This window comes from Rhizobium sp. 01T444, from assembly GCF_056398305.1.
Genome location: NZ_JBFTPD010000002.1, coordinates 110,927 through 131,565 on the forward strand (window position 1 = coordinate 110,927; position 20,639 = coordinate 131,565).

A 20,639-nucleotide genomic window follows, 5' to 3' on the forward strand; every position below is an offset into this window, starting at 1 on the left:
ATTTTGAGATAGCCGCATCGAATAAACCTATTTGTCACAATAGTGTCGCCACGGCATAGTCTTAGGAGGGAGAAACACTTTTAGGACATTGCTGTGGAATATGTGCGCTTTGGCCAGACCGGCCTGAAGGTTTCGTCGCTTTGCCTTGGTACCATGGGTATCGGGACATCCAAGTGGAAGGGTTGGGTGTTGGACGAAGAAAAATCGGTGCCAATCCTGAAGAAGGCGCTCGATGTCGGTATCAATTTCTTCGACATGGCGGACTGGTATTCGACCGGCGTCAACGAGCAGGTCGTGGCCCGCACACTGCTGTCGCTGACGGAACGCGAAAAGCTGGTGCTCGCCACCAAGGCCTTCTATCCGATGAGCGACGATCCGAACGACAAGGGCCTGTCGCGCAAGCATCTGATGGCCTCCATCGACAAATCGCTGAAGCAGATGGGCACCGACTATGTCGACCTTTACGTCATCCACGCCTTCGATCCGGAAACACCCATCGAAGAAACGATGAACGCTCTGCATGACATCGTGAAGTCGGGCAAGGTACGCTACATCGGCGCTTCCACCATGTATTCCTGGCAGTTCGCCAAGATGAACCATGTCGCCGACAAGAATGGCTGGACGCGGTTCGTCAACATGCAGTGCCAGTATTCGCTGCTCTACCGGGAGGAAGAGCGCGAGATGATGCCTTACTGTCAGGATGAGGGCATTGCGGTCACGACCTTTTCGCCGCTCGCCCGCGGTTATCTCGCCGGCGGCGGCTCGGCGCCGCGCATCGCCCATGACCTCTATCTCGACTGGTTCGGCGATGAGATCGACCAGGAGATCGCCAAGCGCGTCAACGAGATCGCTGCCAAGCGCGACAAGACGGCCAGCCAGATCGCCCAAGCCTGGGTCATCGGTTCCGGCAACAGCACGGTTCCAATCGTCGGCACGGAGAGCCCCGAGCATGTCACTGCTGCCATCGAAGCGGCTGCGATCGAGCTGACGGGCGAAGAGCGTGCCTTCCTGGAAGAGCCCTACCGCCCGCGCGACATGATCAATGACTATAACCCGGTCCGTCGCCCGCGCGCCCTTTCGAAGGCATAATGGGTTCGACTCGCATCGCTACTGGAGATTTCAATGCTTTATATTGGTGAAGGCTTCGAGGGTTCCGGCCCGAACGCTGCCCATATCAATCTCTACATCGGCCCGAAGAACGGCCCGATTTCCGGCGCGCTCGCCGGGGCGGCAGCGAGTCCCGGTCCTGGCCACCTGCCGTTCCAGGCAGTGCTGAAGCCAAACCTGCCGGCAAAGCCGGTGACGCTCTTCATCGCCAAGGCGGTGATGGAATCGGGTTCGTCGCATGAGCTGATGACCTGGGGTCCGGCGCAGGCCGGTGTCGCCGCCGGTATTACTGCAGCGCTGCTCGATGGTTCGCTGCCGGCGGAAGCTGAAGATGACTGGGTCGCGATTGCCGCCGTCTGGGTCAATCCTTCGGCCAACGACGCCGAAGAGGTATATCATAATAACAAGGCTGCAACGCATCTTGCCGCCAAGCGCGCTTTGCTGAAGGGCTGGCCGTCGCGTGCCGAGCTTGCCGAAGGCGTGGCAACGGTCGGCAATCCTTTCTTCACGCCGAAGGTCGCCTGATATGAAGCTTGTCGAAGACAATGCGCTGATCGGTGGAGGCTGGGGAAGTGCTGCTGACAGCAAGCGCTTTGCCGTGCTCAATCCCGCCGATGGCAGCGAGCTTGCGACCGTGCCGGATTGCGGTGCGGCGGAAGCGCAGCAGGCGATCGACGCCGCAGCGAAGGCCTTCAAGACCTGGCGCAAGACGCTCGCTTCGGAGCGTTCTGCCGTGCTGCGACGCTGGGCGGATCTGATGCTTGCCAATCAGGAAGACCTCGCCCGATTGTTGACGGCTGAGCAGGGCAAGCCGCTCGCTGAAGCGCGTGGCGAGGTCGCCTATGCGGCCGGTTTCCTCACCTGGTTTGCCGAGGAAGGCCGCCGCTCGCATGGTGGCGTCGTGCCGTCGCACAAGGTCGATGCGCGCATCGTCGTGATGAAGGAGCCTGTCGGTGTCGTCGCGGCTGTAACGCCATGGAACTTCCCTCTGGCGATGATTACCCGCAAGGTCGGTCCCGCACTTGCTGCCGGCTGCACCATCATCATCAAGCCGGCGGAAGATACGCCGCTTTCGGCTCTGGCGCTTGCCCGTCTCGGCGAACAGGCCGGCGTTCCCGCTGGTGTGGTCAGCGTGGTGACGACGAAGTCGCCGGCCGATGTCGTCGTCGTCTGGATGAAGAGCCCCGTCGTGCGCAAGTTCTCGTTCACGGGATCGACGGCGACCGGCAAGCTGCTCATGCGCCAGAGCGCCGATACGGTGAAGCGCATCAGCCTTGAACTCGGCGGGAATGCGCCGCTGATCGTCTTCGACGATGCCGATATCGATCAGGCGGTGCGCGGCACGATCGCCTCCAAATTCCGCAATACGGGACAGACCTGCGTCTGCGCGAACCGTATCCTCGTCGAGGACGGCATTTATGACCGCTACGCCGAGGCGCTTGCCAAGGCCGTCGCGGCCATGAAGGTCGCGCCCGGCGTCGAGGATGGCGTGGCTCAGGGTCCGCTCATCAATGCGCCGGCGCTGATGAAGGTCGAGCGGCATGTGACCGACGCCGTCGAAAAGGGCGCCAAGGTGCTGACAGGCGGCAAGCAGCACGAGCGCGGCGGCCTGTTCTACGCGCCGACCGTGCTCACCGGCATGACGAAGGATATGGCGCTTGCGACCGAAGAGACCTTCGGCCCGGTCGCTGGTCTCTTCCGCTTCAAGGGTGAGGAAGAGGCGATCGCCCTCGCCAATGATACGGAAACCGGCCTCTCGGCCTATTTCTTCACCCAGAATCTCGGCCGCGCATGGCGTGTCGCCGAAGCGCTGGAAGCGGGCATGGTTGGCATCAACGAGGGTGTGATCTCGACGGAAGTTGCGCCATTCGGCGGCGTCAAGCAGTCTGGCCTTGGCCGTGAAGGTGCCAGCGAAGGGCTCGATGAATATCTCGAGAGCAAATACGTCCTGTTCGGCGGGCTTGCGGGATAATGACGGAGGATCGCTCTCCACAGACGAAGAAGGAGCCGGCGGTCGATCGCCGCCGGTTGCCGCTGAACGCGCTCCGGGCCTTCGAGGCTGTTGCGCATCACGGCAGCTTCACGGCGGCGGCCGCAGCGCTCAATATTTCGCAGAGCGCGCTTTCGCGGCATGTCATCGGTCTGGAAGAGAGCATCGGGCGCAAGCTTTTCGAACGCGGGCACAAGGCCACAACGCTGACGGATGACGGACGCTCGCTCGCGGCCGGTATCGGCAAGGGTTTCGACCGTATAGAGCAGGCGCTGAAGGAAGTCTGCGCGCCGGAGGAACAGCGCCAGCGCAAGCTGCGCATCAACCTGCCGCCGAGCTTTGCGATGAAGCTTACCGTGCCGCTGTTGACGGATTTCCGGCGCAGTTTCCCGGAAGTGCTTCTGGAGGTTTCGACGCCCTACGGGGTGCCGGACAGCGAATTCGACGTGGCGGTCGTCTATACGCGGCCGGCCGTCGATGAATGGGTCACCGACCTGCTCTGGGAGGAGCGGCCGACGATCCTGTGCCATCCTGATCTGGTGCCGGCCGATCTGATGCAGGGAGCGGTTTCGGACCTTGCGGCCTTCATTGGAGCAAACGAGATCATCCACATCAAGATCRTCGACATGGAGCCCTACCTCACCTGGCAGCGCTTCCTTGTGCAGAACGGTCTCGGCGGGGTTTCCGTGGCGCGCGGCGTGACATTCGACAGCGCCAGCCTCGGGGTTCAGTACGCCTTGTCTGGGCAGGGCCTGGTACTGGCGGACCCGGCGCTGTTTCGGGAGGAAATAGAAAGCGGCCGCTTGGTTGCGCCGGTCACCGCACACTATTACGAAGGCTTCGGCTATTACCTGAAGACCGATGCGGAAGGGCTGGTGGATCCTCTGATTGCAGGGTTTCGATCCTGGATCATCAGCCGCTTTAGCAATCGTATGGTGAACGACGGTGAAAAGCCCGCCCTGCGCATCGTGTCTGGCACAGAGGGTGTCTGATAGCGACCATACTGCCATTCAAGGAGGAGGCAGATCATGACTGAATTGAAAACTAACAGCGGCAACCCGCTGCATCCCTCCGTGCCGGAACTGTGCGAACAGGTCCGTGCCGGCAAGATCGATCGCCGCGGTTTCCTGCGTGCCGTCGCCTGGCTCGGTGTGACGGCGGCCTCCGCCAGCGCCTTCCTCGGTGACAGCAAGCCGGCTCTTGCGCAGGAAACGCCTACTGATGGCGGTACGCTGCGTTTCGGCTGCCAGATCCAGGAACTGACCGATCCAATGATGACGAGCTGGATCGAGGCTTCGAACCTCTATCGCAACAGCCTCGAATTCCTGACCTTTGTCGATGCCGACAACGTCACCCATCCCTATCTCGCCAAGAGCTGGACGCCGTCTGCCGATCTCAAGACCTGGGATTTCGAGCTGGACGAGCGCGCCAAGTGGTCGAATGGCGATGCCTTCACGCCCGAAGACGTGATCTTCAATATTCAGCGCTGGATCGCTCCGGACTCGCAGTCTTCCAACAAGACCGCTTTCTCGGCCGTCGAGAAGGTGGAAAAGACCGGCGACCATGCGGTCCGCATCACGCTGTCGCGCGCGGTTTCCTCGCTGCCCGAACAGCTCTACTCCTACACCTGCCCGATGTTGCACCGCGATTTCGTCAAGGGCGGCGCCAACTGGCCGGCCAATCCTGTTGGTACCGGTCCCTTCAAGCTGGAAAGTTATGAAGTCGGCCGTCAGGCCGTGTTCTCCAAGCGCGCGGATTACTGGGGCACGCCTGTTCATCTCGATGGCATCCAGTACATCGACCTCGGCACCGATATCACCACGCATCTCGCAGCGCTTTCGAGCGGTCAGATCGATATCATCTACCGCGCGACGATCGCCGAATACGATCTCATGAAGTCGCTGCCGAACATCCAGATCCTGACCGGCAAGGCGGCACATACGCTCGTCATGCGCATGCAGTCCGATCAGAAGCCGTTCGACGATGTTCGCGTCCGCAAGGCCGTGCAGCTTGCCGCCGACAACAAGCAGATGCTCGACGTCGCCTATCGTGGCGAGGGCGAAGTGGGCGCCAACTTCCACGTCTCGCCGGTTCAGCCCGATTACTTCGCGCTGCCGGCGGTTACCCGCGATGTCGAGAAGGCCAAGGCCCTGCTTGCAGAAGCTGGCCACAAGGACGGCCTGGATATTGAGCTGACGCTTGGTAACACGCAGGGCACCTGGGAGCAGGACACTGCGCAGGTGCTGCAGCAGAACCTTGCCGAAGCCGGCATCCGGCTCAAGCTCAATGTTCTGCCGGCCTCGCAATATTGGCCGATCTGGGACAAGGTTCCCTTCGGTCTGACATACTGGGCGCACCGTCCGCTCGGTGCGATGACGCTCGATCTTGCCTATCGCTCCGGTGGTGCCTGGAACGAGAGCCATTTCGCCAGCAAGGAATTCGACGCCGCGCTCGACAAGGCTCTCGCCGTCGTCGATCCGGCCAAGCGTCCCGAAGCCATGAAGGATGTCGAGCAGATCCTGCAGGATTCCGGGGTCATCATTCAACCCTACTGGCCGAACCGCTTCAGCGCCGCAGCCACCACCGTCCACGGTTTCGTGCTCCATCCGGCGGATTACTTCCGCATGGACGGCGTCTGGCTCGCCAAGGCTTGATCTTCGGCGGGGCCGCTCATCGCGGCGGCCCCGACCCGGCAAAGAGGTGGTTCGTGACCGTTTTCCGTTTCATTCTTCGTAAACTGGCAAGCGCACTCGCGGTGATGTTCACCGTGTCGCTGCTCGTTTACCTGGCACTGGAGGTCAATGTCGGCGATGTCGCCGTCAAGGTCCTCGGCCAGTTCTCGACGCCAGCTCAGCGCGCCCAGTGGCTGACTGCCAACGGTTACGATGCCCCCTTCATCATTCGCTACGGCCGCTGGCTCTGGTCCTTCGTGACCGGCGACTGGGGCATGTCCACCTATTACCGTGCGCCGGTTGCGCAGCTTATCCCGGACCGACTTGCGGCTTCCGGCATTCTTGCCGGCGGTGCGCTGCTGGTGATCGTGCCCGTCGGCCTGTTTGCGGGCATCGTTGCCGGCATGCGTCAGGGTTCGGTTCTCGATCGTATCGTCTCTTTCATTGCGATCGCCACGACCTCGATCCCGGATTTCGCCTCCGCCGTCTTCTTCTCGGCCGTCTTCGTCTTCTGGCTGCACTGGCTGCCAGGTGCCAGCACCATGCTATCAGGTTTCTCGCTGCAGCAGATCATTCTGCCCGTGCTGGTGCTCGCCTTCTATTCCACCGGTTACCTGGCGCGCGTCACCCGCGCCTCGATGATCGAAGTCATGGGCACGCATTACGTCCGCACGGCGCGACTGAAGGGCGCCAGCACGGCGCGTATCGTCTGGCGCCATGCGCTGCGTAATGCGCTGATCACGCCGGTTACCGTCATCATGCTGCAGTTTCCCTGGCTGCTCTCGGGCGTCATCGTCGTGGAGGTTTTCTATGCCTATAAGGGCTTCGGCACGCTTCTCTATGACGCCGCGCTCAATAGCGATATCCGCCTGGTCGAAGCCTGCGCGATGGTGAGCGTCGTCGTCGTCGTCGCGACGCAGATCCTCTCCGACCTCGCCTATGGCTGGCTCAATCCGCGTGTCTCGCTGCTCGATGCAGCCAAGGGACGGAAGTGAGGGCGGCATGCGGAAAGCTGTAACACCCTATCTCACCAATCCGGTCGTGCTGATCGGCGGATTCCTGACGATTGGCTGGCTGCTGGTGGCGATCTTTGCGCCAATCCTTGCGCCCTTCGATCCGATCCGCACGCTGTTGCCACTGGCAAAGCCCGGTACTGCCGCTCCGACAGGCGGCGTATTCTGGCTCGGCACCGACAAGCTCGGCCGCGATATCCTCTCACGCCTGATCTATGGCGCACGCACTGTCGTGGTGTTCTCGACGCTTGCGACCGTGACTGCCTATGTGGTCGGCGTGGCGCTCGGTCTTATCGCCGGCTACTGGCGCGGCTGGATCGATGCGGTCCTGTCCTACATCGCCAATGTGGTGCTCTCCTTCCCGGTTCTGGTGCTTTATATCGTCATCATCGTCGTTGTCGGCTCCTCGCCATTCAACATCGTGCTTGCGGTCACCTTCGGTAGTGCGCCGGCGATCTTCCGCATCGTGCGCGGCATTACCATCGATGTGTCGAGCCGCGACTTCGTGGCGTCTGCGGTGACACAGGGCGAAAGCACCTGGCGCATCATGCTCTTCGATATTCTGCCCAATGCCAGCGGCCCGCTCGCAGTCGATTTCTGCTTGCGCCTCGGCTACACGGCGATCACCATCGGCACGCTCGGCTTCCTCGGCCTCGGCCTGCCGCCACCAACGCCGGACTGGGGTACGATGGTCAATGAAGGCCGCGCCATGGCGATCGCCTTCCCGCATCTCGTCATCTTTCCATGCCTTGCGATCTCGTCGCTGATGCTGGGCTTGAGCCTGCTGGCAGACGGATTGCGAGAAGTCTCGGAAGCGCAGGGGAGGCGTGCATGAGCAGCAACGAAAGCCAACCGATCCTTCGGGTCGAAAATCTGAGTGTCGCGCTGCCGAAGGGCGCCGACAGGCCCTATGCCGTCAAGGCGGCGTGCTTCGATCTCAGGCCGCGTGAAATTCTCTGCGTTGTCGGGGAATCCGGGTCCGGCAAGTCGGTTCTGTCGGCCGCATTGATGGGGGCCGTACCGGAGGGGCTGAAGATTGCGGGCGGCAAAGTGATGCTCGGCGATACCGATCTCGTCGGCCTCTCCGAGAGGGCTTTCCGCGCCGTCAGGGGCAGTGATATCGCCATGATCTTCCAGGAGCCGATCGCCTCGCTCAATCCGGCGATGACGGTTTCGGCGCAGATTGAGGAAGTCTTCGAGCTGCATTCGGATTTCGATGCCGCCGAGCGCAAAAAGCGTGCCCGCGCGCTGATCGAATCCATGCATCTGCCGAACCCTGATCGTATCCTTAAGGCCTATCCGCATGAGCTCTCCGGCGGCCAGTGCCAGCGTGTCGTCATCGCCATGGCGCTTGCCATGAACCCGCGTGTGCTGATTGCGGACGAGCCAACGACTGCGCTCGACGTCACGACGCAGGCGCAGGTGCTGAAGCTCGTGCGCGAGCTTCGCAATATGCACGACCATGGCATTCTCTTCATTACGCATGACTTCGGTGTCGTTGCCGATATTGCCGACCGCGTGGCCGTCATGCGCTACGGCGAGATCGTCGAGATCGGCGAGGCAAGACAGGTGCTGACAGCGCCGAACCATCCCTACACCAAAGAGCTCATCGCCGCCGTGCCGAGCCTGAAGCCGCACGATCGTCCGGCTCCTCCGCAGGGTGAAGCGCCGGTGCTTGCCGTGCACGACTTGCAGCATTCCTACGGCAGCGTCCAGGTTTTGAAACATGTGGAGCTCAGCCTGTCGCCGGGCCGCGTGGTCTCCATCGTCGGTGAATCCGGCTGCGGCAAGTCTACCCTTGCCAAGGCGATGATCCGCCTGATCGAGCCGAAGAGCGGCCGGGTGGAAGTGGCGGGCGCCGATCTTCTCGGCCTTGCGCCGGCGCCGTTGCGCGCCCGGCGGCGGTCGATCCAGATGATTTTCCAGGATCCATTCGGCTCGCTCAATCCGCGCCGTCGCGTCGGGCCGATGATTGCACGCTCCGCCCAGCTCGCCGGCATGGAAGCAGGGGAGGCGCGGCGTCGGGCGGAAGAGCTGCTCGATCTCGTCGGTCTGCAGAAGAGTGCCTATTGGCGCAAGCCATCGGCCTTTTCCGGCGGGCAGCGCCAGCGCATCGGCATTGCCCGGGCGCTTGCCATGCGGCCGGATGTGCTGATCGCGGACGAGAGTGTTTCGGCGCTCGACGTCTCCGTGCAGGCACAGGTCCTGAAATTGCTTCGCGAGCTGCAGGAGAAGCTGCAGCTCGCCATCGTCTTCATCACCCACGACCTGCGCGTTGCTGCCCAGATCAGCGACGAGATCGTGGTGATGCAGAAGGGTGAAATCGTCGAGCGCGGCAGTGCGGCCCAGGTGCTGCAGGCGCCGACGCATCCCTATACGAGAACACTTCTAGAAGCGGCGCCGGGCCGCAGCACGTTCTAGCCGCCGCTTCCGGGCGACGGCACACCGTTTCGTTTCAACGCATGGTCGGCAGAGGCCGGCATGCGCGTGGTTAGCTATTGTCCTGAGGATACCGTCATGACGGAATATCGCAATTTCATCGCCGGAGAATTCCGGTCTTCCGGCACGCTGGTGCCGGTGCTCAATCCGGCAACGGAAGCTCAATTCGCCAAGGTACCTTCGGCGACTGCAGCCGAGGCTATCGAGGCCGTCGAGGCCGCGGCGAAGGCACAGAAGGAATGGCGGGCGCTGCCGGCGATTGCGCGCGGCGACGGGCTGCGGAAGCTCGCTGCCGTCATCGAACAGCGGGCGGGAAAGATCGGCGCGGCATTGGCGCTTGAATCCGGCAAGAGCCTTGCCGATGCGACGGGCGAGGCGATCTATGGCGCCGAGCTGATGCGCTACCACGCCGAATGGGCGCGGCGCATCGAGGGCGAGATCATTCCGAGCGACAATACCAATGAGACGCTGCTTCTGAAGCGCGAGGCGATCGGTGTTGTTGCCTGCCTGATACCCTTTAACTTCCCGATCTATACGCTGGTGCGGAAGATTGCGCCGGCGCTGATTGCCGGCAATGCCGTCGTCGTGCGCCCGAGCAATTCGACGCCAACCTCGGGTTTCGAGATTGCCAAAGCCGTGGCTGAGGCGGGACTGCCCGCGGGGCTTATCAACATTCTCACCATGTCGCACGAGGTTGCGGCCACACTTTGCACCCATCCCAAGGTGGGAATGATCACCCTGACCGGCAGCCTGCAGGCGGGCCGGGTCGTGCTTGACTATTGCAAGGCGAACATCGCCAAGCCGTCGCTGGAACTCGGCGGCAAGACGCCCGTTATCATCGAGCCGGATGCCGATCTCGATGCTGTTGCCGCCCAGCTCGTCGCCGCCAAGACCAATCATTGCGGTCAGCTCTGCACCGCGCCGGAGCGTGTTTATGTTCATCGCTCCATCCATGATGCGCTGCTTGCCAAGCTGAAGGCCGGTTTTGCTGTACGCGCCTTCGGCGACCGCTCAGTCGATGCGTCTCGCGTCGGGCCGCTCGCCACCAAGTCTGCGCAGACGAATGTGCACAAGGCCGTCCTGAAGGCCGTGGAGCAGGGCGCGCGCATCGAGGCGGGTGGTATCCTGCCTGAAAGCGCCGGCTTCTTCTATCCGCCGACGCTGCTGTCCAATTGCCGTCAGGACATGGAGATCATTGTCGAGGAAATATTCGGGCCGGTTCTGCCAGTCGTCGCCTATGACACGACCGAGGAGGCGCTGGCGCTTGCCAATGATCATCAGTTCGGTCTGAGCTCGGTGCTCTTCACCAACAATCACCGCACGATCATGCGCTTTTCCGACGCGATCGAGGCTGGTGAATTCTACGTCAACCGTTTTCCGGCAGATCCCTATCAGGGCTATCACGCCGGCTGGAAGCGCTCCGGTCTCGGCGGCGATGACGGCAAACACGGCATGCTCGAATTCACGCAGACACGCCTCGTCATACTCAAGCACTGAGGATAATGGCCATGCAGATCGCATCGCTTTCCACCCATGTCGTCGCCGTCCCGCCGCCACATATCGGCGGCATGTACTGGATCTTCGTGCGGCTGACGACGGCCGACGGTATCGAGGGTGTCGGGGAAATCTACTCGACTGCCTTCCATCCGAGGGCATTGGTGCCTCTGATCGAGGATGTCTTCCAGCGATACCTGCTCGGTCACGATCCGCATGATATCGAGCGCTTCTGGCGGCTTGCCTATTCGAGCGGTTTTACCCAGCGGCCGGATCCGACGATGATGGGCATCGTCTCCGGCCTGGAGATCGCCTGCTGGGACATTATCGGCAAGGCCGCCGGCAAGCCGGTGCACAAGCTGATCGGCGGGCGCGTGCACGAGAAGCTGCGCGCCTATACCTATCTCTATCCGAAGAATGCCGCCGGCGAATATGACTATAACGATCCGGATCTTGCCGCCGAATGCGCGGTGAAGATGGTCGAGATGGGCTTTACCGCCGTCAAGTTCGATCCGGCCGGTCCCTATACCGCCTATTCCGGCCATCAGGTTTCGCTCGGCGTCATGGACCGCTGCGAGGAGTTCTGCGCCAAGATTCGCGAGGCCGTCGGCAGCAGTGCCGATCTGCTCTTCGGCACGCATGGGCAGATGGTGCCGTCCTCGGCGATCCGGTTGGCGCAGCGGCTGGAGAAATATGATCCGCTCTGGTTCGAGGAGCCGGTGCCTCCCGGCCAGGAAGAGGCGATGGCGGAGGTTGCTCGCAAGACCTCGATCCCCATTTCGACGGGTGAGCGGCTGACAACGAAATACGAGTTCCAGCGCGTGCTGGAAACGGGTGCGGCCTCCATCCTGCAGATGAACGTGGCGCGCGCCGGCGGCATTCTGGAATCCAAGAAGATCGCGGGCATGGCTGAAGCCTATTACGCGCAGATCGCGCCGCATCTCTACAATGGTCCTATCGGTGCTGCCGCCAGTATTCAGCTTGCCGCTTCCTCGCCGAATTTCCTGATCCATGAGGCGATCGTCGATTTCTCGGGCTTCTACGCGGAGATCCTGAAGACACCGCTGCGCTTCGAGGACGGCTACCTGATCCCCTCAGACGAGCCGGGGCTGGGCGTGGAGCTCAATCTCGATGTCGTCGCGAAACACTCGCCCTACGAAGGGCAGCGACTCCATCTGCAAATGGATGACAAGCCCGCCGACGTGAAGGCATTTGCGCCGGCCCGCGGCTGAGAACGAAGATGACGACATACGATTACATCATCGTCGGCGCCGGCTCGGCCGGCTGCATTCTAGCCGCACGTCTCAGTGAGAGCGGCAGGCACAATGTGCTGCTGATCGAAGCCGGCGGCAATGACAGTTCGCCGTGGTTTCGTGTCCCGGTTGGCTATGCGCGCTCCTACTACGATCCGAAGGTCAACTGGATGTACTGGAGCGAGCCGGAGGYCGCGCTCAACGGCCGTCGCATTTATGCGCCACGCGGCAAGGTGCAGGGCGGTTCCGGCTCCATCAATGCGATGATCTTCGTGCGCGGCGCGGCTGATGATTTCGACGACTGGAAGGCTGCCGGCAACCTCGGGTGGGGTTATGAAGACGTGCTGCCTTTCTTCCGCAAGTTGGAGACGCATGCGGGCGGCGAGAGCAAATATCATGGCGGCGGCGGGCCGATCCATGTGACGCCGATGCGCGGCCAATCGCATGCGATTACCGACCGTTTCCTTGAGGCGTGCGCCGAACTGCAGATGCCGCTGAACGCGGATTTCAATGGCGAAAGCATCGAAGGCGCCGGCATCTACGACATCAATACGCGGAACGGCGTTCGCTCCTCATCATCGCTCGCCTATCTCAAACCGGCGCTCGGACGGCCCAATCTTGCTATCCTGCGCAACAGCCGGGTAAGGCGCATCATCGTCGATGCGGAAGCCCGCGCGACCGGCGTCGAAGTGATCGGCCCCGGCGGCATAACAAACTACTCGGCCCGACAGGAAGTCATCCTCTCGGCAGGTGCGGTCGATACACCGAAGCTGTTGCAGCTCTCCGGCATCGGCGACGGCGCGCATCTGCAATCCCTGGGCATTCCGCTGTTGCGGCACCTGCCGGCCGTCGGCAAGAACCTGCAGGATCATCTCTGTGCCAGCTTCTACTATCGCTCCACCGTGCCGACGCTGAACGACGAGCTCGGAACGTTGTTCGGTCAGGCGCGGCAGGCACTGCGCTATATCCTGACGCGGCGCGGGCCGCTCGCGCTCAGCGTTAACCAGGCCGGCGCCTTCCTGCGTGGCAGCCCGGATGAAGAGCGACCGAATATCCAGCTTTATTTCAATCCGCTCTCCTATCGTATTCCAACGGATCCGAAGGCAGGTCTGAAGCCGGAGCCCTATTCGGGTTTYCTKCTCGCCTTCAATTCCTGCMGGCCGACGAGCCGCGGCACGGTYGGCATCGTCTCGCCCGAGATRACGGAAGCGCCRCAGATCARGCCGAAYTATCTCGGCACTGTGCATGACGARGAAGAGGTCATTCAGGGCAGCCGGCTGGTGCGCCGGATCATGGAAGCGCCGGCCCTGCGGGCGATCACTGAAGTGGAGATGCCGCCTTCGGTGGAGGCCCAGACGGATGAGGAACTGCTTACCTATTTCCGCGGCTATTCCGGTTCGATCTACCACCTCTGCGGATCGGCTTCGATGGGGCCGGATGCCACGACATCCGTGGTTGACGCCTCCCTGAGGGTGCACGGCATCACCGGGCTGCGGATCGTCGATGCCTCGGTCTTCCCGAACATCACGGCCGGCAATATCAACGCACCGACGATGATGGTGGCGGAAAAAGGTGCAGCGATGATCCTCGCCGCTGCCTGAGAGCTAGTGGCGGTGGATCGGGTCGATCCACGGCACGTCCTCGGGCTTTTCGACCGGTTCGATGTCGAGGTTGACGACCACCGGTTCCTGGCCCGAGCGCACGACCACGCATTCCAGCGTCTCGTCACGGTTGGCATTGATTTCCTGATGAGGAACGAAAGGCGGCACGTAGATGAAATCGCCGGGGCCGGCTTCTGCAGTGAATTCGAGGTTTTCGCCCCAGCGCATGCGGGCTTTGCCTTTCACCACATAGATGATGCTTTCGAGATCGCCGTGATGATGGGCGCCGGTCTTGGCATTGGCATGGATCGTCACTGTGCCGGCCCAGATCTTTTCGGCCCCGGCGCGCGCATTGTTGATAGCGGTCGCGCGGTTCATGCCCGGCGTCTGCGCCGTATTCGGATCGAGCGCATTGCCGGGAATAACCTTCACGCCATGTTCGCGCCAGTCGATATGCTTGTGATCGTCGCTCATGCCGCTCCTCCTGCTTTCAAGCTGAATTTAGGTAAGGTCGGATCGACAGCCAAGGGCCGTCGATCCTTTACGCGCTATTCGCGGATCAGCACATGGTTCGCTTTCAGCCAGAAGGGTGGCAGGTAGAGCGGCGTGTCCGACAGGGGCAGGATACTGTCTTTCAGGGCGACGCCGAGCTTATCCGCCGTGAAGGCGCGGCGAGCAGCAATACGGGCGTGCATCTCAGGGTACTTCGTGCGGATCGCCTCTCTCAGCTTTGCATCTGCAAAGGCGATCGTATCCTCGCAGTTCAACGCCCAGCCGGCTGGCATGGGCACGGGGATGACGTCGACCTGGAACGGCATGCCTGAGCGCAGGCGTTCGGTGGAGCCTGGGCGGACCGGCGAATGCAGCCATTCCTCGTGGCTGCCGAGATGGCCGGGATTGAGCGCCGAGTTCAGGCCGGCAGATTTCAGTTTCCCGGTCACTGCTGTGAAGAGATCGCCACCGGTCGTGCCGATATCGGCCGTCTCGTACCAGGTGATCAGAGCTTCGAAATAGGCCTTGGCGGGTTTCAGAAAGGCGTCATCATGGTCGGTCAGCAGGCCGGCGCGGGAGGAGAGGGCGCCCCAGTAACCAAGGGCAGTCGTCACGCCGTCACCCTTCTTTACACGCCGTGCCGTCGGGCTGCGCAGGCCGACGATGGCCTCGCCGGAACTGACAGAGGCGAACATCGTGTGAAGGTTCAGCGGGTCGCCTTCATAGCCCAGTCTTCCGAGTGCCTCGAACTCGCTGTCGCCTTCGCGAACACCTGAGACGACGCGCCAGAGCGCGCGTGAGCAGCGGGCCGAAGCCCATTCGAATGCGGCGAGCTGGTCGACATCGACGACGGCACGCAAGCCGGTCTCCGGATGCATGAGAACGGTGGTCGCATCGGTGATCTTGCCGGCCAAGCGGCGCAGCGCAGAGACAATGAAGTCGGGCACGAAAAAGCAGTTTGCGTGATCCTCATCCTCCTCCGCCGAAAGATACTTCCAGCCGACGAGGCCGATGCTGTTACCCTTGCCGATGCCGGCGTCGCGCAGACGGTCTGCCAGGCGCGGGTTCTGGCTGCGGTCCTGGCCCATGAGGCTGAAGGTCTGGGCTCGCAGCACCTCGATGCCAGGCAGACGGGCGAGCACCGTGTAGCTCTCGGATTCGTTGCCCGTGATGATCACCCGCTTTCCCTTCGGACCGAGCAACAGCAGGGCCTCTTCGAAGCGTGGCTCGAAGCCGGAGAGGAACATGATGTTGCCGAAGTGCTCGCGGTCGGCATAGACCACCAGCCAATCGGTGCCAGCAGCTTTTAGCGCGGCGTCGGCGCGGGTGGCGTAGGTCTCCGCCGGGATCTGTGGCTGCTCGGCGCTGACAGGGCCAAAAGCGGGCAGGGTTATGGGTGAAAGGGTGATTGCCATACAGTTCCTCCATTCAAGCTGGCATTGAAGCGAAAAGGGCTGGTGGCACCGGTTTCAGTGCCGCGAAAGTGGATGATTGCAAGTTTCCGATAGCGAAGATGCGCTTCTGTGCGCTATCACGCCATGACAGGTTGGAAAGCGCTCGAATATGACTCAGAACAATGGCCGCGATGCCGCCCCGACGATTGCCGATGTTGCAAAGCTCGCCGGGGTGTCGCGTGCGGTTGCGAGCCGCGCGCTCTCCAACGAGCCGCGGCCGGTTTCTGCCGACAAGCGCGAGCGGGTGGTCGAGGCTGCCGCCCAGCTCGGCTACAAGCCGAACCTTCTGGCGCAAAGCCTGACGACCAAGACGGTCAACCTCGTCGCCGTCGTCGTCAACCATATCCACGACCTTTCGGATCTCGATCTTTTCGACCGGCTGCTCGATCAGATCCAGTCGATCGGCAAGCAGGTCATCATGATCCGCATCGGTTCTGTCGCCCGCGTCGAGGAATTCCTGCGCAACGGCGTCGCCTATCATGTCGATGCGGCACTGGTCTTTTCGGATTTTGCGGATGCGCCCACGGTCCGRCGCATGTTCCGCTCCGATCTCGTCGTCATGCTGAACGGTCTTCATGACGATCTTTCGCCCGTCGTTATTCCCGATGAAGGCAGCGGCATTGCCGAAGCCGTCGCTGATGCCGCCAAGAAGGGCGTGAAGCGGGCAGGTCTCGTCACCGGCCGTTCGTCGTCGCCGATGGAGCACGCGCGCATCGGCTTCTACAGACAGGCCTTCGCGGAGAATGGCATAGAGCTGGTGCGCACGGTGCAAGGCGACTATTCCTATGAGAGCGGCCACGCGGCGGCTGCGGAGCTGACCGGCGCGGGTTGCCCGGATGCAATTTTCTGCACGTCCGATGCGATGGCCATGGGCATTCTCGATGTCTGCCGTGCCGATTTTCCCGGCAACCGGCCGACACGTTTCCGGCTCTATGGTTTCGACAATCTCTCGCTCACCGATTTCGACGCCTATCCGATTTCCTCGATCGGTTACAACAAAGGCGTCTATGTCGAGCACGTCGTCGATTTCATCGCAAATCCCGGCGATTTTCACCCCGGCCAGCCGCCGGTCATCGTGCCAACGACCTATTTTCCGCGGTTAACCTCCTGATAGCAAACAGGCCGCCCGAAGGCGGCCTGTGAGGATTGTCTTACCACTGCGGGTTCAGAGCCGGCGGGTTGGCTTCGGCACCCCACCACTTCTTGTAATTGGCTTCATAGGCGCCCGACTGGATGTAGTCTGAGACGAACATATCGAGCCAGCGAACGAATTCCGGATCGCCCTTGGCAACAGCCATGCCGATCGGGTCGTTGGAATAGAGGCCGGCAAGGGTGACCAGCGTCGGGTTCTTGGTGGCGAGATAGTCGAGCAGCGAGGAGTCTTCGATTGCCGCATCGACACGCTTCTGCTGAAGCTGCAGGACGCCATCGGGCGCGAACTGGTCGACATAGACGAGCTGCGCATCCGGAACGGCGGACTTGAGGAAGGTTTCACCCGTGGTGCCACGGCCGACGACGACCTTCTTGCCAGCGAGATCCTTCAGCTCCTTGATGCCGGAGTCCTTCTGGACGATGACGCGCAGGCCGGCGCGGTTATAGGGGATCGAGAAATTGACGACCTTGGCGCGCTCGAGCGTAGCCGAGGTGTTGGCGATCGCGACGTCGATCTGGCCGGAGACCAGCATGGAGATGCGGGCGTCGCCCGAGACGTCGGTGAATTCGACCGGTACGCCGAGCTTTTCGGCCAGGCGAGTGGCAACGTCGACGTCATAGCCGACCGGGTTGTTCTGCGCGTCGCGGAAGCCGATCGGCTCACCGCCGAGCGATACGCCGATGCGAACGACGCCGCGCGAGCGGATGTCGTCGATCATGCCGGCAAAGGATGAAAGCGCAGAGCTGGCAACGACGGCCAGCGCGGCAATGGCTGTGAGAATGCGTTTCATGGTTCCATTTCCCTCTTCTTGATTATGCCAGTTTCGCTGCCCGGAGTTCCGGTTCGGGCATCGAGTCCTCCCAGAGCCAGTAGCGGATTTCGCCCTCGCATCTGAAATTCACGACCTCATGGTTCCCCTTGGCATCGACGGCGTGGATGACCACGCCGGCCAGGAAACCAGAGGAAAGTTCGTTGAGCTCCTCGACGGCCAGCTTGACGGCGTCGGAAAGCGAATAGCCGAATTTGAGCGCGAGCACGACGGTGCGCGCAGTCGAGCAGCGCATGGTCATTTCGCCGGTATGGGTGCAGGCGGCCGCGCCGTAACGGCTGTCGGCATAGAAGCCGGCGCCGGGAATGGGGCTATCGCCGAGGCGGCCGGGATATTTCCAGGCCCAGCCGGAGGTGGACGTCGCAGCGTGGATGCCGCGTGCCGGATCGGCCGACAGGAAGACGGTCGTGTCACGCACACGCTCGGGATCGGTGATGGCGCGGCTCAGCGGCGCCAGCGGGATATTGGGGAATTTCGCCAATTCGTCCGGCGAAAGTTCCTTTTCCAGCCGCTCCCACCAGACGCGCTTGCTGTCTTCGAACAGCACATCGTCTTCGGAGAAACCGATTTCACTGGCAAAGCGGCGCGCGCCGTCGCCAGTCAGCATCACATGCGGCAGGCGTTTCATCACCTCATGGGCGAGGCGGGCGACGGGCAATGTGTTCGGCACGGCGCCGACGGTGCCGACGTCACGCGTGTTGCCATCCATGACGGCGGCGTCGAGTTCCATGTTGCCGAGCATGTTCGGCCAGCCGCCGTAACCGACGCTGCGCACCTGGACTTCGCTTTCCACCTTGCTGATGCCGGCGACCATGGCGTCGAGGCTGATGGCGCCTTCGCGCAGCATCTGCACCGTCGTCGGGAAACCGGGCCAGGCTTCTTTATTGGCCAAGAGCAGCATGAATACCTCTAATCTTTGCGCATTTTGGACAGGAATTGGGCGATACGGGAGTTGGCCATACCGCCCTCGGCGGCGAAGAAATCCGCCGTCGGCAGGTCGACGAGCAACTTGCCCTTGTCGAGGAAGACGATGCGGTTGGAAATCTGCCGGGCGAATTCGATTTCGTGGGTGACGAAGAGCATGGTCGTGCCCTCGGTCGCCAGCTTGGCGAGGATCGCAAGGACTTCCGATGTCATTTCCGGGTCGAGCGCGCTGGTGACTTCATCGAGCAGCAGATAGCGCGGCTGCATGGCAAGCGCCCGGCAGATGCCGACGCGCTGGCGCTGGCCGCCGGAGAGCTGGGCCGGATAGGCTTCGGCCCGATCGCCTAGGCCGACGGACTGCAGCAGGGCGCGGGCGGTGGCTTCTGCTTCTGCACGAGGCTTCTTCAGCACTTCGATCGGCGCCAGCGTGATGTTTCCGAGCACCGTCATATGCGGATAGAGGTTGAAGAGCTGGAAGACGGTGCCAGAGCGCTTGCGGGCCTCGGCCAATTCCTTCGGCTTGCTGACGTCGAAATCATCGACGGTGATGCTGCCGCCGTTCAATTTTTCCAGGCCGTTGATGCAGCGGATCAGCGTCGACTTGCCSGAGCCGGAAGAGCCGAGGATGGAGACGACCTCGCCGGGATTGATGGTGAGATTGACGCCATCGAGAACGGTTGTAGGACCGAAGGCCTTCTGGACATTTTCTACTTTGAGCATATCAGAGCCCTCTCCAGGCGGCATGCGCCCTGAGGCGGTTTTCGAAGCGGGCGCCGAGCCATGCGAGCAGCTTGGCGCAGACGTAATAGAGCAGGCCGACCACTGTCCAGACGATGAAGGGCTTCAGCGTGCGCAGGTTGAGGATGTTGCCAATCTTGGTGAGATCGACGACGCCGATGACCGAGATCAGCGAAGTGACCTGCAGCTGGTTGACGAGAAGCGCCGTCAGCGGGCCGATGGCAAAGGCCATGGCTTGCGGCGCAACGACATGGCGCAGCACCTGCCAGCGGGTGAGGCCGAAGACGCGGGCCGCCTCGATCTGGTCGCGACCGATGGATTCGATGGCCGAGACCGCGATGACATAGACGAAGGCAGCCGAATTGGCCGACAGCGTGATCATCGCAGCCGTTGTCGGCGTGATGCGGAAATGGAACAGGCCGGGCAGGCCGAAGAAAACAAGGAAGAGTTGCACCAGAACAGGTGAATTCTTCAGGAGTTCGGCAAAAAAGGTGATCACCGGCGTCAGCACCGGTACACGATAGAAGCGGCAGATCGCCCAGAGTGTGCCGATCGACAGGCCGATCAGTGACGTCGAGAAGAACAGGCCGATGCTGACGCCGAGGCCCTGCAGCAGCAGCCAGATATCGAAGGGTGTAAAATCGGAGAAGCGCATCAGGCTACGGCCTCCATCATGTCGCGGTTCAGGCGGCGGTGGAGGAGGGCAATGCCGAGCGAGACCAGATAGGTCAACATGGCATAGACGACGAGCAGCACAACATAGACTTCGAAGGGCCGATAGGTCTGCGAAACGACGATCTGCGCCGAGCCGGTGAGTTCGTTCAGCGTGATGGTCGAGAGGATCGAGGACGTCAGGATCATGTTGATCAGTACGGAACCGAGCGGGCGAACGGAGGTTCTGAGCGCGATCGGTAACACGATCTTGGTGAAGATCACGCGGCGCGAGAGGCCGCTGACCTCCGCCGCTTCGATGATGCCTTGGTCGATCGCCAGAATGCCGGCGCGGATGACATCGGAGGCATAGGCGCCGCCGGCAATCGACAACGCAACGACGCCCGTGGTGAAGGCATCGATATAGATGCCGATCTCCGGCAGGCCGTAATAGAAGAAGAACAGCTGCACGATGAAGGGGACGTTGCGGAAGATATCGACGTAGACGAAGGAAATTCTGCGCAGAAGAACCGAGGAGGAGGTGCGCGCAATGGCAACGAAAGCGCCCATGATGACGCTGCCGACCAGCGCCAGGGCGCAGGCCTCCGCCGTCAGCAGCGCGCCTTGCGCGAGAAAGCCCAGATGGGGCAAGAGGATCGAAAGGTCGAACCGCACGATCACTCCCTTATGCACGATTGAAACCGGTTTCATCGTGTCGTTTGTGTGCGCTGATGTCAATAACGCCTGGTACGAAATGCTGATATATCTGTGACGAAAAGTTCGTTTTTACCGGTAACGTTCGGCGGAATATTTTTCGTCAAAAGGCGGA

At 61.8% G+C, this 20,639-nt stretch carries 19 protein-coding genes; 12 read left to right on the forward strand and 7 right to left on the reverse strand.

Annotated features, from left to right (window positions below; all coding sequences use genetic code 11):
* Window positions 1–93: 93 nt before the first annotated feature.
* The 11 genes from AC1DTN_RS03295 to AC1DTN_RS03345 all read left to right on the forward strand — a co-directional run bounded on the left by AC1DTN_RS03295 (window position 94) and on the right by AC1DTN_RS03345 (window position 13,569).
* Window positions 94–1,089 (forward strand): aldo/keto reductase, encoded by a 996-nt coding sequence (locus AC1DTN_RS03295; RefSeq protein WP_113319526.1) that lies wholly within the window; start codon window positions 94–96, stop codon window positions 1,087–1,089.
* Between the two features lie 33 nt (window positions 1,090–1,122).
* A complete protein-coding gene (gene fae / locus AC1DTN_RS03300) occupies window positions 1,123–1,632 on the forward strand; it encodes a formaldehyde-activating enzyme (protein ID WP_113319527.1) in 510 nt (169 codons plus the stop codon).
* Between the two features lies 1 nt (window position 1,633).
* Window positions 1,634–3,079, forward strand: a complete 1,446-nt coding sequence (locus AC1DTN_RS03305) for an NAD-dependent succinate-semialdehyde dehydrogenase (protein ID WP_113319528.1) — start codon at window positions 1,634–1,636, stop codon at window positions 3,077–3,079.
* Window positions 3,079–4,089, forward strand: coding sequence for a LysR family transcriptional regulator (locus AC1DTN_RS03310; protein ID WP_477919967.1), 1,011 nt, complete (start codon window positions 3,079–3,081; stop codon window positions 4,087–4,089). Before AC1DTN_RS03305 ends, AC1DTN_RS03310 begins: the two co-directional genes overlap by 1 nt.
* Before the next feature lie 36 nt (window positions 4,090–4,125).
* Complete coding sequence (locus AC1DTN_RS03315; RefSeq protein WP_439016370.1) at window positions 4,126–5,751, forward strand: ABC transporter substrate-binding protein; 1,626 nt, start codon at window positions 4,126–4,128, stop codon at window positions 5,749–5,751.
* Window positions 5,752–5,804: 53 nt separating this feature from the next.
* A complete protein-coding gene (locus AC1DTN_RS03320) occupies window positions 5,805–6,764 on the forward strand; it encodes an ABC transporter permease (RefSeq protein ID WP_439016369.1) in 960 nt (319 codons plus the stop codon).
* A 7-nt stretch (window positions 6,765–6,771) separates the two neighbouring features.
* The gene (locus AC1DTN_RS03325; protein ID WP_439016368.1) at window positions 6,772–7,617 is read left to right on the forward strand and encodes an ABC transporter permease; all 846 of its coding nucleotides are present in this window, start codon (window positions 6,772–6,774) and stop codon (window positions 7,615–7,617) included.
* On the forward strand, window positions 7,614–9,203 hold the full coding sequence (locus AC1DTN_RS03330) for a dipeptide ABC transporter ATP-binding protein (protein ID WP_442206913.1): 1,590 nt from the start codon (window positions 7,614–7,616) through the stop codon (window positions 9,201–9,203). The genes AC1DTN_RS03325 and AC1DTN_RS03330 overlap by 4 nt, the downstream gene beginning before the upstream one ends.
* 96 nt (window positions 9,204–9,299) lie before the next feature.
* Complete coding sequence (locus tag AC1DTN_RS03335) at window positions 9,300–10,718, forward strand: aldehyde dehydrogenase family protein (RefSeq protein ID WP_442206912.1); 1,419 nt, start codon at window positions 9,300–9,302, stop codon at window positions 10,716–10,718.
* An 11-nt stretch (window positions 10,719–10,729) separates the two neighbouring features.
* A complete protein-coding gene (locus AC1DTN_RS03340) occupies window positions 10,730–11,947 on the forward strand; it encodes a mandelate racemase/muconate lactonizing enzyme family protein (RefSeq protein ID WP_442206911.1) in 1,218 nt (405 codons plus the stop codon).
* Window positions 11,948–11,955: 8 nt separating this feature from the next.
* Window positions 11,956–13,569: a GMC family oxidoreductase gene (locus tag AC1DTN_RS03345; RefSeq protein ID WP_477919971.1), complete on the forward strand. Its 1,614-nt coding sequence runs from the start codon at window positions 11,956–11,958 to the stop codon at window positions 13,567–13,569.
* A 3-nt stretch (window positions 13,570–13,572) separates the two neighbouring features.
* On the opposite strand, the gene AC1DTN_RS03350 is transcribed toward AC1DTN_RS03345, so the two are convergent.
* Window positions 13,573–14,043 (reverse strand): cupin domain-containing protein, encoded by a 471-nt coding sequence (locus AC1DTN_RS03350; protein WP_025668423.1) that lies wholly within the window; start codon window positions 14,041–14,043, stop codon window positions 13,573–13,575.
* A gap of 74 nt (window positions 14,044–14,117) precedes the next feature.
* Window positions 14,118–15,476, reverse strand: coding sequence for a M24 family metallopeptidase (locus AC1DTN_RS03355; protein WP_113319535.1), 1,359 nt, complete (start codon window positions 15,474–15,476; stop codon window positions 14,118–14,120).
* A 148-nt stretch (window positions 15,477–15,624) separates the two neighbouring features.
* Here AC1DTN_RS03355 and AC1DTN_RS03360 point away from each other — a divergent pair, with 148 nt between their 5' ends.
* A complete protein-coding gene (locus AC1DTN_RS03360; RefSeq protein ID WP_113319536.1) occupies window positions 15,625–16,626 on the forward strand; it encodes a LacI family DNA-binding transcriptional regulator in 1,002 nt (333 codons plus the stop codon).
* A 40-nt stretch (window positions 16,627–16,666) separates the two neighbouring features.
* Here AC1DTN_RS03360 and AC1DTN_RS03365 read toward each other — a convergent pair whose 3' ends face one another.
* Genes AC1DTN_RS03365 through AC1DTN_RS03385 form a run of 5 tightly spaced genes read right to left on the reverse strand, consistent with a single transcriptional unit; the run spans window position 16,667 to window position 20,485 of the window.
* Window positions 16,667–17,458, reverse strand: a complete 792-nt coding sequence (locus AC1DTN_RS03365; protein WP_442206909.1) for a transporter substrate-binding domain-containing protein — start codon at window positions 17,456–17,458, stop codon at window positions 16,667–16,669.
* Between the two features lie 22 nt (window positions 17,459–17,480).
* Window positions 17,481–18,398, reverse strand: a complete 918-nt coding sequence (locus AC1DTN_RS03370; protein WP_113319538.1) for an isoaspartyl peptidase/L-asparaginase — start codon at window positions 18,396–18,398, stop codon at window positions 17,481–17,483.
* Window positions 18,399–18,406: 8 nt separating this feature from the next.
* On the reverse strand, window positions 18,407–19,141 hold the full coding sequence (locus tag AC1DTN_RS03375; RefSeq protein ID WP_442206908.1) for an amino acid ABC transporter ATP-binding protein: 735 nt from the start codon (window positions 19,139–19,141) through the stop codon (window positions 18,407–18,409).
* 1 nt (window position 19,142) lies between these two features.
* Window positions 19,143–19,814: an amino acid ABC transporter permease gene (locus AC1DTN_RS03380; protein WP_113319540.1), complete on the reverse strand. Its 672-nt coding sequence runs from the start codon at window positions 19,812–19,814 to the stop codon at window positions 19,143–19,145.
* Complete coding sequence (locus AC1DTN_RS03385) at window positions 19,814–20,485, reverse strand: amino acid ABC transporter permease (protein WP_113319579.1); 672 nt, start codon at window positions 20,483–20,485, stop codon at window positions 19,814–19,816. Before AC1DTN_RS03385 ends, AC1DTN_RS03380 begins: the two co-directional genes overlap by 1 nt.
* Window positions 20,486–20,639: the final 154 nt, after the last annotated feature.